This is a genomic window from Billgrantia sp. Q4P2 (assembly GCF_052806135.1).
Map to the genome: position 1 here is coordinate 25,642 of NZ_JBRBAI010000005.1, position 13,645 is coordinate 39,286.

Here is a 13,645-nt window from a genome sequence, read left to right on the forward strand (position 1 = left end):
GTTAATGGAACAGGCGTTGACGGTGCGGCTTCGCTTGCGATAGATCAAGCCAACCTGGGTTCGCGCTCCAATACTACGCCGAAGCGTGCCTGAACCTGCGCGACCACGCGATCGGCAAAGGCCAGCAACTCTGCCGCGCTGCCTCCCCCAAAGTGAACCAGTACCAAAGCCTGGCGGTCGTGCACGCCGAAATGGCCCGATCGCCACCCCTTGAGCCCACAGCGGTCGATCAGCCAGCCGGCTGCCAGCTTGACACGCCCATCCGTCAGTTCGAAATACGGCATAGCGGGCCATGACGACAGCATTTCTTCAGCCTGCTTCCGCTCGACGATGGGATTCTTGAAGAAGCTGCCGGCATTGCCAAGCTCTGCCGGGTCAGGCAGCTTCTCGCGACGAATGGCGCATACCGCCTCGGCCACCTCGAGTGGGCTCGGGCGCGGCCCGACCCGCTGGGCCAGGTCGCCATACGCCAGGCGCGGGGAAGCCACCCGAGACAGACGCAAGGTCAAGCCGGTAATGACCACCCTGCCCTCCAGCTCTCCCTTGAAGATGCTGTCACGATAGCCGAAGGCACACTCTTCGGGAGTGAGTACGGCGCTGCGGCCATCCTCCACGAACAGCACCTGGACCGCCTCGAGCACTTCGCCCAGCTCGACGCCATAGGCACCGACGTTCTGGATCGGTGCGGCACCACACAAGCCCGGTATCAGCGCCAGGTTCTCCGTGCCCCACAGCCCACGGCCGGCCAGGGCCATGACCAGCGAATGCCATTCGACCCCCGCCCCGACGTGTACCAACACGCCGCTACCCTGCCGTTCCAGCCACCAATGACGCAGCATCGGCTGAAGCACCAGCCCCGGCAGATACTCGGGCAGAATCAGGTTACTGCCACCGCCCAGCACGGTCAGTGGCCAGTTCTGCTCGGCCGTCAGACACAGCAACCGGCGCAGCGACCCAATGGTGGCTGGTGCGGCGAAACGCTCGGCACGACAGGGCAATCCCAAGGTATTGGCCGGGCTCAGATCATGATCGGCCAGAATGGAATCGCTCAATGCCGCTGCCCCTCGAGCCGCCGGGAAATATCCTCGACCAGGCCACGGGAAGCGGACTCGATCAGGTCCAGCACCTCCTCGAAGCCCCGCTCCCCGCCGTAGTAGGGATCGGGCACCGGGCGGTCGACATGACCGGCAAAATCGAGGAAAAGACTAATGTGGGCTCGGCAGCCATCAGGGCACTGCTGCCGCAGAGCCGCCAGGTTGTCGTGATCCATGGCCAGGAGATAATCGAAGCGCTGGAAATCCTCGGCCGCCAGTTGGCGTGCACGCAGCCCGCTCAGGTCGATGCCGCGCCGGCGGGCGGCCGCCGCGGAGCGCGGGTCGGGTGACTTGCCCACGTGCCAGTCGCCGATACCGCACGAGTCGACCTCCACACGATGCGTCAACCCTGCCGACTCGAGCTCCCGACGAAACACACCTTCGGCGGTGGGCGAACGGCAGATGTTACCGAGACAGACGAATAGAACGCGCATCGGCACTCCTTATGTATTCGCGGTCAGCAAGGCCCTGACACGCTCCAGGTCCTCGAGCGTGTCGACACCGGCCGGATTGGGCTCGGCGGCCAGCGCCACCTGGATCGCATGGCCGTGGTGCAGCGCCCGGAGCTGCTCCAGCTGCTCCAGTTGTTCCAGCGCCGAGGGACTCCAGTCGCGATACTCGGCCAGAAAAGCGGCACGATAGGCGTAGAGTCCGATATGGCGGAGCCAGGCATCGGTCTCGAGCCGCTCGGGGCGCGCAGCGAACGACTCGCGATCCCATGGGATGGGAGCCCGAGAGAAATATAACGCACGCCCCGAGAGAGCCCGCACCACCTTGACCACGTTGGGATTGAATAGCGTCTCGACGTCGGCGATCGGCTCGGCAAGGGTAGCGATGGAGGCGCCCGGGTCATCATGCAACCGCATGGCAACCTGGTCGATCAGGCGCGGCGGGATCAGCGGTTCGTCACCCTGGACGTTGACCAGCACGGCATCGTCGGCGAGCCCCAGATGATCGGCGACCTCGCTCAGCCGGTCGGTACCGGTGGGATGGTCGGCCCGAGTCATCACCACCTCGGCGCCCAGCGGCAACAGGGCATCGCGTATGCGGGCATCGTCGGTGGCCACCACCACGCGACTGGCTGCGCTCTCGCTGGCACGGCGCCAGACATGGGTCACCATGGGCTCGCCGGCAATGTCGAGCAAGGGCTTGCCCGGCAGGCGCGAGGAGCCGAAGCGTGCCGGAATCACTGCAATGAAGGCGTTGTCCTGCCTCATCACGCCTCCCCGGTGCGACCGGGAGAAGGCGGTAGCTTCTCGTCGACCTCCATCCGCCGCGCCTCCTCGGGCAACATGACCGGAATACCGTCGCGCACCGGATAGGCCAGGCCGTCATAGTGGCACAGCAGCTCCTGGGCCTCGCGGTCGTACTTGAGTTTGCCCTTGCACAGCGGGCAGACCAGCATGGCCAGCAGTTCCTTGTCCATCGTTTCACCTCTATCGTCTACGAATTCCGTCCACGAGTTGCATGCTCTCACCCATTCGACCCTACGGTTATCGCAGCCCTGCCAGCCGCCTGTCCAGCCAGGCCACGAAGTCCGCCGGCGGCGCGGCTTCGACCTCGAGCACCCAACCCTGCTCCAGGGTCATGGCGTCGCACTTCTCGGCATCTTTGGCCGTCATCACTACCGGCAGACCATCGTCGAAGGTCAGGTCCTGCAGCGTGAAGCGATGATGATCGGCAAAGGCATGCGGCTTGGCCTCTACGCCCAGCGCCGCCAGGGTGTCGAAGAAGCGCCCGGGATTGCCGATGCCCGCCACGGCATGCACCGCCCCCCGGAAAGGCGCCGGCTCCAGAGGCCACGCCATGCCATCCGCCAACGAACGCCAGCGCGACGGAGCCAGGTGAAAGGTCCAGGCTCCGGCGGGAGGCGCAAAGGCCGGCGCTCCGTTGATCAACACCGCATCCACTTCGGCCAGGCGCGTCAGCGGCTCGCGCAGGGGCCCTGCCGGCAGGCAATGCCCGTTGCCGAAGCCACGACGGCCGTCCACCACCACCAGCTCGAGGTCACGCCCCAGCGCCAGGTGTTGCAGGCCATCGTCACTGAGCAGGATGTCGCAGCCCAGTTCGAGCAGCGCCCGGGCCCCGCGCGGGCGGTCGGGGTCGACCACCACCGGCAGGCCGGTCTGGCGCGCCAGCATACGCGGCTCGTCGCCGCTCTGGGCGATGGGCGTCTGGGTCGTGACATGTAAAGGATAGCCTGCGCCCTGCCCCGCCTCGCCCCCATAGCCCCGCGACACGATGCCCGGCCGCCAGCCATGCTCGGTCAGGTAGCGCGCCAGCCAGGCCACCAGGGGCGACTTGCCCGTGCCGCCCAGGGTCACGTTGCCGACCACGATCACCGGCACTTCGGCTCGCCATACCTTGCGCCGCCCATCACGATAGGCCGCAGCACGACGCGCCATCGCCCAGCGATACACCGCCTCGAGCGGCCGCAGCGTCCCGAGCCAGGCGGCATCACCATAGGCCGCCTGCAGCCAGCGCTCGCCCAGGCCATGGTTCATGACACCGAGACTTCCTGGAACTGCAGCCGGTGCAGCGCGGCATAGGCGCCGTCACGCGCCAGCAGTTCGGCATGGTTGCCCTGCTCGACGATCTGGCCCTGCTCCATCACCAGGATGCGGTCGGCACGCTCGATGGTGGAGAGCCGATGGGCGATGACCAGCGTGGTACGCCCGCGGCAGACCACCTCGAGCGCTTGCTGGATATAGCGTTCCGACTCGCTGTCCAGCGCCGATGTGGCCTCGTCGAGCACCAACAGGGGCGAGTCCTTGAAGATCGCCCGGGCAATGGCGAGGCGCTGGCGCTGCCCGCCGGAGAGCATCACGCCGTTGTCGCCGACGATGGTGTCGTAGCCGTCAGGCAGCCGCTCGATGAATTCATGGGCATAGGCCGCCTTCGCCGCCGCCTCGATGCTGCTGGGCTCGGCTTGAGGTACGCCATAGGCGATATTGTCGGCCACGCTGGCGTTGAACAGGGTGACCTGCTGCGACACCAGCGCAATCTGGCGGCGCAACGGCGCCAGGCGGTATTCGTCGATGGGCACGTCGTCGATCAGCACCTGGCCGGCGGTGGGACGATAGAAACGTGGCAACAACCCGGCCAGGGTCGACTTGCCGCTTCCGGAGCGCCCCACGATGGCAATCATCTCGCCCGGCTCGATGACGACGTTGATGTCCTTGAGGACCTCGGGCTGATCGTCGCTGTAGCGGAAGCGTACCCCGCGCAGCTCGACCCGGCCCTTGAGGCGCTCGGGCTCGCGGGTTCCCTCATCGGGCTCGAGCGGTACTTGCATCAGGCCGAACAGTTCATCGGCGGCGGCGATGCCCTTCTGGATCTCGCTGTTGATCTCGGTGAGCTGACGCACCGGCTTGGCCATCAGCGAGGCGGCGGTGATGAAGGCGACGAACTCGCCGGGGGTCATGTCGGCCAATAGCGCCGGCGACATCGCCAGCCACACCAATACGGCCAGCGACACCGCGATCATGAGCTGGATCACCGGCGTGCTGATCGCCTTGGTCAGGGCTTCCTTCATCTTCTGCTGGCGGTTGTAGTCGCTGGCCCGGGCAAAGCGCGCCTTCTCATACGCCTCGGCACCATGGGTGCGCACCACGCGATACCCCGTGATGGCCTCGGAGGCCACGTGGGTCACATCGCCCATCGAGTCCTGGATACGCTGGGAAATGCGACGGAAACGCTTGCTGGCATAGCTCACCACCCCGCCGATCAGCGGTGTCACCGCCAGGAACAGCAGGGTCAGCATCCAGTTAGTCCACAGCAGGTAGGCCAGCAGGCCGATCACGAACAACCCTTCCCGCAGCAGGATGGTGATGGCGTTGGTCGCCGCCCCGGTGACCTGCTCCACGTGGTAGGTGACCCGCGAGATCAAATGCCCGCTGGAGTGGGCATCGAAGAAGCGCCCCGGCAGATGCAGCATGTGATTGAACACGTTGCAGCGCAGGGCATGCACCACGTTGCGCGCCACGTTGCTCATGAAGTAAGTGCCGAGGAAGGTACCCAATCCCCGGGCGGCGAACATGAACACCACGAACAGCGGCAGAAAAAGACGAAAGGTGGCATCCGGGTCCTGAATGCCATCGATCAGCCGCTTCATCATCTCGGCCAGGGCCGTGCTGGAAGCCGCATAGATCGCGTAGCCGACGATCGCCAGGGAAAAGGAGATCCAGTGGGGCTTCACGTAAGCCAGCAGCTGCTTGTAGAGGGTCCAGCCCGAGTGTTGGGTCCGGTCTTGAGTCACGGTGTCTCCGCTTGCGTGGAAGTAGCCTGTGTTTCCCGCGTGGCGATGCGAACTTGGCGAATGCCAAGCATTCCCGCCTGGTCGAGCGCCCGCACCACGTCGGCATGCATCGCCCGGGCATCGGCCTCGACCACCATTCCGTGCAGCCTGGCCTGGTCGGCCTCCGCGGCGAGCGCCTCGCCAAGCTCAGCGGCGGAGAGTTCACGCTCGCCCAGCCGGTAGTGCCCCTGTTCGGTCACCACCAGCGTGACCGGCGAAATCTCGAGTTCAACCCCGGCAGCACTCTCGGGAAGCGTGAGTTCGAGCGCCTGACGGGTTTCGAAGGTGGTCGATACCATGAAGAAAATCAGCAGCAGGAAGACCACGTCGATGAGCGGCGTGAGGTTGACCTCCACCGGGTCGCGACGACGACGCGTAAACCTCACGAGCCGCGGGTCTCCGTGCTTGGAAGCTCGCCCTCGTGCTGTTCCTGGAAACCCACCTCTCCACGGTAGTGGGCGAGAAACTCGACCACCTGTCCGGCCTGCTCCTCCATACGCACGGTAATCTCCTCGACCCGGCGCAGGAAATAGCGATGAAACATCAGCGCCGGAATCGCCACGGTGAGGCCCGCCGCGGTGGTGACCAGGGCACGTGAGATACCGCCGGCCAGTTCCGCGGTGCGCCCGGCACCATCGGCGGAAACGATCACCGCGAACACCTCGATCATGCCCACGACAGTGCCCAGTAGCCCGATCAATGGGGTGATGGCGGCAATGGTGCCCAGGGGGCTCAGGAAGCGCTCCATGTCGTGGATGACGGCCGTCGCCGCCTCCTGTAGCCGCGCCCTGACCTGTTCGTGCCCCAGCCGCGCATTGCGCAGCCCGGCAGCCAGAACACCGCCCAGCGGCGAATGGCTCTCCAGCCAGTAGAGGTTGACCTGGCCGCGCGCCACCAGTGAGCAGACCTCCTGACCCAGGCCATACGGCGCGATACGCTTGGCACGCAGGGTCCAGAGGCGCTCGATGATGATCACCGTCGCCAGCAGTGAACATCCCAGCAGCGGGATCATCAGCCAGCCACCGGCAATGAGCGCATCCATCATGTCCATCGGTTTCCCCTTTCACGCAACGACCGCCGCGATCAATGGCGCGATTCTACCGCATGGCACCTGCCTTCGACACCGCCGCGACGCCAGGGCATGCCACGCACAGCACGCGGCGAGACCTCCTCCTCGCGGCCGAGCCAGAAGGTCACGGCGCCATCCAGGGCGGTGCTCCACTGGCAGCTCCCGGCACGCCGAAAGCGTCGCACCACTTCGTCGTGGGGGTGGCCGAAGGCGCCATGACGTGCAGCGCTATAGATCACGTGCCGCGGTGTTACCCACTGCACCAGCTGCGGCCCCGAGCTGGTGCGGCTGCCGTGGTGCCCCGCCACCAGCAGGGTCACCGGAAGCGTGACGTCCAACAGGAATTGACGCTCGATCTCTCTCCCGACATCACCGGTGATCAGCAAGCGATCGCTGCCAGCCGTCACTTCCAGCACGCAAGAGCGATCGTTGCTGGCAAGAGGCTCCGTCTCCTCGGGCGGCCAGAGCACCCGATAGGACACCCCATCCCGCTGCCAGGCCTGCCCTCGCAAGCAGGTCTCGAAAGGCACGCCGATCGACTCGCCGGGCGGTGCCAGGAACCTCCCCACCGTATGCTGCTCGGCCAGGACGGCAACACCACCGGCATGATCGAGATCGTCGTGGCTGACCATCACATCGTCGAAATGCTGACCCGACGACCACAGCGAACTCAGTGGAGCAAAACCCGATGCGAAGCGGGGCCCGGTATCGTAGAGCAGGCGATAGTTGGCGCTGCGCAGCTCGATCAGCTGGCCCTGGCCGACGTCCTGGACCCTTACCCGCAGAGCGCCTGGCTCGGGCACCGACGCCGTCAGTCCCAGCATGGCCGGCACCAGCAGCAGCGAGGCCCCCAGGCGCAGCGCCCTGGCCAGGCCGGGAAGTACCCACACCAACGCCACGAGACCAAGCATCAGCGCCAGCGGCTGGACCTGCTCGGGGGAAGGCCACCACAGCGGCAAGCGCTCCACGGCCAGCTCGAGCAGCCCTACCAGAAATCGTGCAGTACGTTCGAACAGCCACCAACACAAGCTGCCGAGGTAAGGCATGGGCGCGAATAGCCAGCCCAGCAAGCCGAGCGGCACCAGCAGGAGACTCACCAGCGGCACCGCCACCAGGTTGACCAGCGGCGCCGCCGGGGCCAGTCGGGCGAACGCCAGTAGCACGGCAGCGGCCATCAGCGGAGCCAGCAGTAGCTGCGTGCGCACCAGCCCCCAGCCCCAGCCGGACACGCCCCGCGGTCGCGGTCGCCCCTGCCAGATCAGGATCAGCAGCGCCGCGGCCAGGAACGACAGCCACAGCCCGGGGCGCCAGGCCGACAGCGGGTCGAGCACTACCACCAGGCCCAAGGCCAGCCACCACGCCTGCCATGGGCCAGGCGCGTGCCGCCCGCTGGCCACCCACAGCCCCACCAGGGTCATGATCATGGCACGCATGGCCGGCGGCTGCAGCCCCGCCAGCCAGGCATAGCCGACGGCCGCGGCGCCAGCCAGCCACCACGGCCAGATTGCCATTCGCCATCGGCGCGGCACGGCCAGCCGGGCCAGGCCGCGCGCCACCAACAACGTGAAGGTTGCCACCAACCCCACATGCAGGCCGGAAATCACTACCAGATGGGTCGTACCGCTGGCATTGAGCAGATCCCAGTCGTCACGCTCGAGCCGTTCCCCCGCCCCCAGGGTCAGGGCGGCCAGCCAGCGCAGGGTTGGCGGGGAAAGCGCCTGTTCGTCGAGGTAGTCAAGCGCTCGTTGTCGCAACGACGTCGGCGCCGCCGCCAGCCGCTCGGCGGCAGGCTCGCTGCGTACATAGCCGGTGGCCTGGATACCCTCGCGCCATAGCCAGGCGCCGTAGTCGAAGGTAGCGGGATTGGCGAAACCCGCCGGCGGCCTCAGCCGCACGGTCATGGCCCAACGCTCTCCCGATCGCATCTCGGGCGCCTGGTAGAAGCTGAGCCGCACTCGACGCAAGGTATCGCACGGCAGCCTGCCGGTATCCAATGGCCGGCATGCATCGACCCGCACCATCAAGCGGCTGAGGCGCTCTTCATCCTCGACGGACTCGATGCGCCCCTCCAGAGCAAGATCGGCTCGCAATAGCCCATCGGGCAGTACGGCGCCCTTGGCCAGCATGACCTGGGTCGCCGTAGCGGCAACCACAACCCCCAACCCGACGACGCGCCAATGACCGCGACCGAGCCATAGCAACAGGCACAACGCCCAGGCTTCGAACAGCCCTGGCGGTGCCCAGTGCCCCAACACCACGCCAATCAGTGCCGCCAGCGCCAGCGGCAACGCCATGCCCAGTCGCACTCCCTCGCCCCTTTCCTTCCCACCCCGGCTCCGGCTCATTCCGTTGGGGCATATTCCGCACCCAGCATGGCGGCCCGCCACCCATACATGGATAATACCCGGGTCCCGAAGCAGCGAGCCAATCCGACATGCCGCGCCGATTCCTGCAGCGCTACATGCCCAATCCCGAAACGCTCAGGCGTCAGCGTTCGCTGCGCTTCATGAGTCGTATGATCGGCGACCCCGGGCTGTGGGCGCTCTCCCGGCGCACCGTGGCCAACGCCTTTTCGGTGGGCCTGTTCAGCGCCATGCTGCCGATCCCTTTCCAGATGGTGGTCGCCGCCTTCGGCGCCTGGATCCTGCGCTGCAACCTGCCGCTCTCCGTAGGCCTGGTGTGGATCACCAACCCCCTGACCATGCCGCTGATCTTCTATGGCAACTACCGTATCGGTGCCTGGCTGATGGATACCCCGGCGCGGGAGGCGCCCGCCCGCATCTCGACCCGCTGGATCGCCGAACGCATGGCCGACATCCTGCCTGCCCTGGCACTGGGTTCAGTAGTGACGGCTATCGTACTGGCCATCGTGGGCAACCTGCTGGTGCGCCTGGTGTGGCGCTGGCACATCTCGCGCAGCTGGAAGCAGCGTGCCACGAAGCGCCGGCTGCGCCGGCTCGAGATGGAGGATTGAGCCCCCGCTGAAGCGAGGGCTCGGAAGGAGACTCAAATCGACCTGGCTCAATGCTGCTCGGCCAGACGCCCTCCATCGAGCTTCATCACCCGATCCTGATGAGCGGCAAGCGAGAGATCATGGGTCACCACCACGAATGCACATTCCGTGGTACGCGCCAGCTCATCCATCAGTGCCAGGATGCTGGCCGCGGTACTCTGATCCAGGTTGCCGGTGGGCTCGTCCATCAGCACCAGGCTAGGGTCGGTGACCAATGCCCGGGCGATGGCCACGCGCTGGCGCTCGCCACCCGAGAGCTCGCCCGGCTTGTGGTCGGCCCGGTGCTCGATGCCCACCTTGACCAGCAATTCGCGAGCCCGCGCCTCGGCGACCTTCTTGCGCTGGCCGCGAATGATCAGCGGCAGCGCAGCGTTCTCCAGGGCAGTGAATTCAGCCAACAGGTGATGGAACTGATAGACGAAGCCGATGTGGCGATTGCGAAAGCGCCCCAGCGCCGCCTCGCCCAAGTCGAGCAAGGATTCGCCTGCGATCGCCACCTCGCCACGCGTGGGGCGATCCAACCCACCCAGAAGATTGAGCAGCGTGGTCTTGCCCGACCCTGAGCTACCCACTACGGCAACCCGCTCGCCGGCACACACCTCGAGCGACAGACCGTCGAGCACGGTAACGTCCTGGGGGCCCTCGCGGTAGATCCGGGTCAGGTCGCGGCAGGCCAGCATCACCTTGCCACTGGCCGTGCGTTGTACGAGATTTTCCTTGTTCACGATGGCTGAATCACTCATAGCGCAGTACCTCCGCGGGCTGCACACGCGAGGCGCGCCAGGCTGGATAGAGGGTGGACAGGAAAGTCAGGCCAAAAGCGGCGGCAACGATGTCGCGCACGTCGGCCCAGTGCAGGCGTGACGGCAGGTCGCTGATGAAATAGACGCCAGCATCGAGGAACTGGATACCGAGCGCCGACTCCACCCAGCCGATGAGATCGGAGACGGTCAGCGCCAGCAGGATGCCGAGCCCCACGCCGATGGCGATGCCGATCACCCCGATTGCCATTCCCTGCACCACGAAGATGCCCATGATCGAGCGTGGCGTGGCGCCAATGGTGCGCAGGATGGCGATATCTGCATGCTTGTCGGTCACCACCATGACCAGGGTCGAGACGATGTTGAAGGCCGCCACGGCGATGATCACCGTGAGCAGCAGCGCAATCATGCGCTTCTCCATCTGGATCGCCTGGAACAGGTTGCCGTGGGAGAAGGTCCAGTCGATACCACGATAGCCAGTACCCAGCTCGTTGACGATGGCCCGGGTCTCACTACCGGCGACGAACAGGTCATCCAGTTCCAGGCGCAGCCCTCCCACGGCATCACCCAGGCGCGCCAGGGTCTGCATGTCCTCGAGGTTGGCGTAGGCCAGGTTGGCATCGAGATCGGCGCCGACGCTGAAGATGCCACTCACCGTGAAGCGCTTGAGGCGTGGGAAGACGCCGGCTGGGGTAATCGACGCCTCAGGCACCAGCAGCGTGACACGATCCCCCACGCCCACGCCCAGATGGCGCGCCAGCAACGACCCCAACACGATGTTCCACTCACCCGGCTGCAGGTCGTCGAGGCTGCCCTGGCGCATGTGGCGGCCGATGATCGAGACGCGATCCTCCCACTCGGGATGGATGCCGTTGACCATGGCGCCCTCGTTGCGCCCGCTCACCGAGAACATGCCCTGCTGCTGCACATAGGGCGCGGCGCCGATTACCCGCTCGCGCTGCATCAGCTGCTCGGCCAAGGCTTCCCACTCGACCAGGCCGCTGCGCGCCTCGATCTTTGTGTGCGGCACCATGCCGAGAATACGGGTGCGCAGCTCGTGATCGAAACCGTTCATCACCGAGAGCACCAGGATCAGCACCGCCACGCCCAGCATCAGGCCCAGCATGGAGGTAAGGGATATGAAGGAAATGAAGTGGTTGCGGCGCTTGGCGCGCACATAGCGCAACCCGATCAGCAGTGGCAGGCGGTCGAGCATCATCGCGTTCCTTGTCAGAGGGGGCCATGGTACGGTTTTTTGCGCTGCGCTGCATCGGGTGCGTGCGGATTGCCCAATGCTTGCAACATTGCCGGCGCACGCCTACATTGCGCCGACTCGGTATCCGGCACCGTCTTAAGACGCGACTCAAGAGGCTTCGTTCATGGCCAATCGCCTACTCCCCGAATGGCATCCCCAGGATGCCGTCCAGCTCACCTGGCCCACCCCCACCAGCGACTGGGCACCAATGCTCGAACGCATCGAGGCCACCATGGAAGCCATGGTGGTCGCCATCACGCGCTATCAGCACGTGTTGATTGCGGTGCCCGACGCTGCCACTCGCGCTCACCTTGCCCAGCGCTTCGCCAACCTGGGGGTTACCGTCTCGCGTCTGCATCTGATCGTGGCCGGGGCCGACGATACCTGGGCCCGCGACCATGGCCCCATCGCCATCGAGCGCGACGGCAGGCCCGTGCTGCTCGACTATGTCTTCACCGGCTGGGGCGGCAAGTTCGAAGCCGGACGCGACAACCGGCTGACCCGATGCCTGGCCGAGGCCGGCGTCTACGACTGCCCGGTCGAGAGCAGGAACATCATTCTCGAAGGCGGCGCCATCGACACCGACGGCGCAGGCACCCTGCTCACCACCGAAGCCTGCCTGCTCAACCCCAACCGCAATCCTGAACTGGACCGTGCCGCAGTGGAAGCGCTGCTGAAGGCCGATTTCGGCGTCGAGCGGGTACTGTGGCTGGCCAATGGCCACCTGGAAGGCGACGACACCGACAGCCACGTGGATACCCTGGCACGCTTCTGCGATCCGCAGACCATCGCCTACGTGCGCTGCGACGATGAAACCGACCCGCACTACCCGGCCCTGGCCGCCATGGAAGCCGAACTCGAGGCGCTGCGCCGCGCCGATGGCCAGCCCTATCGCCTGGTGCCGCTGCCCTGGCCGCAGCCCTGCTTCGACCCTGTGGATGGCCACCGCCTGCCGGCCACTTACGCCAACTTCCTGATAGTGAACTCGGCGGTATTGGTGCCTGTCTATGGCGATGCCGCCGACAGCCGGGCGCTGGCCGCCCTGGCCGAGGCCTTTCCAGGCCGCGACATCGTGCCGATCGACTGCCTGAGCGTGATCCGCCAGCACGGCAGCCTGCACTGCCTGACCATGCAGCTCCCCCGGGGCAGCCTGAACGTCGCTACACAGCAAGGAGAAACCTCATGACCCGCACTCTCAAGGTCGGCCTGGTCCAACAGCCCGCCTGGCCCGACAAGAGCCGCAGCCTGGCCGAGAGCGAGGCCGGCGTACGCGAGCTGGCGGCTGCCGGTGCCGAACTGGTGCTGCTCCAGGAGCTGCATGCCACCCATTATTTCTGCCAATACGAGGCGACCGAGCTGTTCGACCTGGCCGAGCCGCTGGACGGCCCCACCGGCCAGCGCCTCGCCGCGCTGGCGGCCGAACTCGGCATCGTGCTGGTGGGCTCGCTGTTCGAGCGCCGCGCCCCGGGGCTCTACCACAACACCGCCATCGTCTATGATCGCGACCGCGGCCAGGTGGGCGTCTACCGCAAGATGCACATTCCCGACGACCCGGGCTTCTACGAGAAGTTCTACTTCGCCCCGGGCGACCAGGACGACAGCCGCAAGCAGGGCTTCCAGCCCATCGACACCTCGGTGGGTCGGCTGGGGCTATTGGTGTGCTGGGATCAGTGGTACCCGGAAGCGGCGCGCCTGATGGCACTGGCCGGAGCCGAAGTGCTGCTCTACCCCACCGCCATCGGCTGGAGCCCCTCCGACGATGCCGCCGAGAAGGCGCGCCAGAAGGAGGCCTGGACGCTGATCCAGCGCAGTCATGCGGTGGCCAACGGGCTGCCGGTAATCGTGGCCAATCGCGTCGGCCACGAGCCGGATCATTCAGGCGTCGGCGAAGGTATCGACTTCTGGGGCGGTAGCTTCGTCGCCGGCCCCCAGGGCGAGCTGCTGGCCCATGGCGGCACCAAGGCCGAGCGTTTGCTGGTGACCCTCGACATGAGCCGCGGCGAGGACGTACGGCGCATCTGGCCCTACCTCCGCGATCGTCGCATCGACGCCTATGGCGACCTGACCCGGCGGTATAGAGACTGACGCATCGCGGGTAGTGGCCGGGGAGAGGCATGCGAGCGATTTAGCCAGAGCGCCGATGCAAACGAGCCGGG

General features: G+C 66.3%; 14 protein-coding genes. 3 read left to right on the top strand and 11 right to left on the bottom strand.

What is annotated here, in order from left to right:
- Window positions 1-44: 44 nt before the first annotated feature.
- From murB to ACUY1T_RS10415, 9 genes are all read right to left on the bottom strand, one after another.
- A complete protein-coding gene (gene murB, locus ACUY1T_RS10375; RefSeq protein ID WP_446022497.1) occupies window positions 45-1,052 on the bottom strand; it encodes a UDP-N-acetylmuramate dehydrogenase in 1,008 nt (335 codons plus the stop codon).
- Window positions 1,049-1,528 carry a low molecular weight protein-tyrosine-phosphatase gene (locus ACUY1T_RS10380; RefSeq protein ID WP_446022499.1) on the bottom strand — a complete coding sequence of 160 codons (480 nt, stop codon included), beginning with the start codon at window positions 1,526-1,528 and terminating at the stop codon, window positions 1,049-1,051. The genes murB and ACUY1T_RS10380 overlap by 4 nt, the downstream gene beginning before the upstream one ends.
- A 9-nt stretch (window positions 1,529-1,537) precedes the next feature.
- Window positions 1,538-2,311 (bottom strand): 3-deoxy-manno-octulosonate cytidylyltransferase, encoded by a 774-nt coding sequence (gene kdsB / locus ACUY1T_RS10385; RefSeq protein WP_446022500.1) that lies wholly within the window; start codon window positions 2,309-2,311, stop codon window positions 1,538-1,540.
- Complete coding sequence (locus ACUY1T_RS10390) at window positions 2,311-2,520, bottom strand: Trm112 family protein (RefSeq protein WP_263583404.1); 210 nt, start codon at window positions 2,518-2,520, stop codon at window positions 2,311-2,313. The genes kdsB and ACUY1T_RS10390 overlap by 1 nt, the downstream gene beginning before the upstream one ends.
- 67 nt (window positions 2,521-2,587) lie before the next feature.
- Window positions 2,588-3,598, bottom strand: a complete 1,011-nt coding sequence (gene lpxK, locus ACUY1T_RS10395) for a tetraacyldisaccharide 4'-kinase (protein WP_446022502.1) — start codon at window positions 3,596-3,598, stop codon at window positions 2,588-2,590.
- A complete protein-coding gene (msbA, locus tag ACUY1T_RS10400; protein ID WP_446022504.1) occupies window positions 3,595-5,352 on the bottom strand; it encodes a lipid A export permease/ATP-binding protein MsbA in 1,758 nt (585 codons plus the stop codon). The genes lpxK and msbA overlap by 4 nt, the downstream gene beginning before the upstream one ends.
- A complete protein-coding gene (locus ACUY1T_RS10405; RefSeq protein ID WP_446022506.1) occupies window positions 5,349-5,777 on the bottom strand; it encodes an ExbD/TolR family protein in 429 nt (142 codons plus the stop codon). Before ACUY1T_RS10405 ends, msbA begins: the two co-directional genes overlap by 4 nt.
- Window positions 5,774-6,442 carry a MotA/TolQ/ExbB proton channel family protein gene (locus ACUY1T_RS10410; RefSeq protein WP_446022508.1) on the bottom strand — a complete coding sequence of 223 codons (669 nt, stop codon included), beginning with the start codon at window positions 6,440-6,442 and terminating at the stop codon, window positions 5,774-5,776. Before ACUY1T_RS10410 ends, ACUY1T_RS10405 begins: the two co-directional genes overlap by 4 nt.
- Before the next feature lie 32 nt (window positions 6,443-6,474).
- Window positions 6,475-8,754: a DNA internalization-related competence protein ComEC/Rec2 gene (locus ACUY1T_RS10415; RefSeq protein ID WP_446022510.1), complete on the bottom strand. Its 2,280-nt coding sequence runs from the start codon at window positions 8,752-8,754 to the stop codon at window positions 6,475-6,477.
- 140 nt (window positions 8,755-8,894) lie between these two features.
- On the opposite strand from ACUY1T_RS10415, the gene ACUY1T_RS10420 reads away from it, so the two are divergent.
- On the top strand, window positions 8,895-9,434 hold the full coding sequence (locus ACUY1T_RS10420; RefSeq protein WP_446022512.1) for a DUF2062 domain-containing protein: 540 nt from the start codon (window positions 8,895-8,897) through the stop codon (window positions 9,432-9,434).
- Between the two features lie 47 nt (window positions 9,435-9,481).
- Here the strand turns inward: ACUY1T_RS10420 and ACUY1T_RS10425 are convergent, their stop codons facing one another.
- Together ACUY1T_RS10425 and ACUY1T_RS10430 are read right to left on the bottom strand one after the other, a co-directional pair.
- On the bottom strand, window positions 9,482-10,216 hold the full coding sequence (locus ACUY1T_RS10425) for an ABC transporter ATP-binding protein (protein ID WP_446022514.1): 735 nt from the start codon (window positions 10,214-10,216) through the stop codon (window positions 9,482-9,484).
- A complete protein-coding gene (locus tag ACUY1T_RS10430; protein ID WP_446022516.1) occupies window positions 10,209-11,450 on the bottom strand; it encodes a lipoprotein-releasing ABC transporter permease subunit in 1,242 nt (413 codons plus the stop codon). Before ACUY1T_RS10430 ends, ACUY1T_RS10425 begins: the two co-directional genes overlap by 8 nt.
- Window positions 11,451-11,613: 163 nt before the next feature.
- Here ACUY1T_RS10430 and ACUY1T_RS10435 point away from each other — a divergent pair, with 163 nt between their 5' ends.
- Both ACUY1T_RS10435 and ACUY1T_RS10440 read left to right on the top strand, forming a co-directional pair.
- Entirely contained in the window at window positions 11,614-12,675 is a 1,062-nt protein-coding gene (locus ACUY1T_RS10435; RefSeq protein ID WP_446022518.1) for an agmatine deiminase family protein, read from the top strand.
- Window positions 12,672-13,574: a carbon-nitrogen hydrolase gene (locus tag ACUY1T_RS10440; protein ID WP_446022519.1), complete on the top strand. Its 903-nt coding sequence runs from the start codon at window positions 12,672-12,674 to the stop codon at window positions 13,572-13,574. The genes ACUY1T_RS10435 and ACUY1T_RS10440 overlap by 4 nt, the downstream gene beginning before the upstream one ends.
- Window positions 13,575-13,645 lie beyond the last annotated feature (71 nt).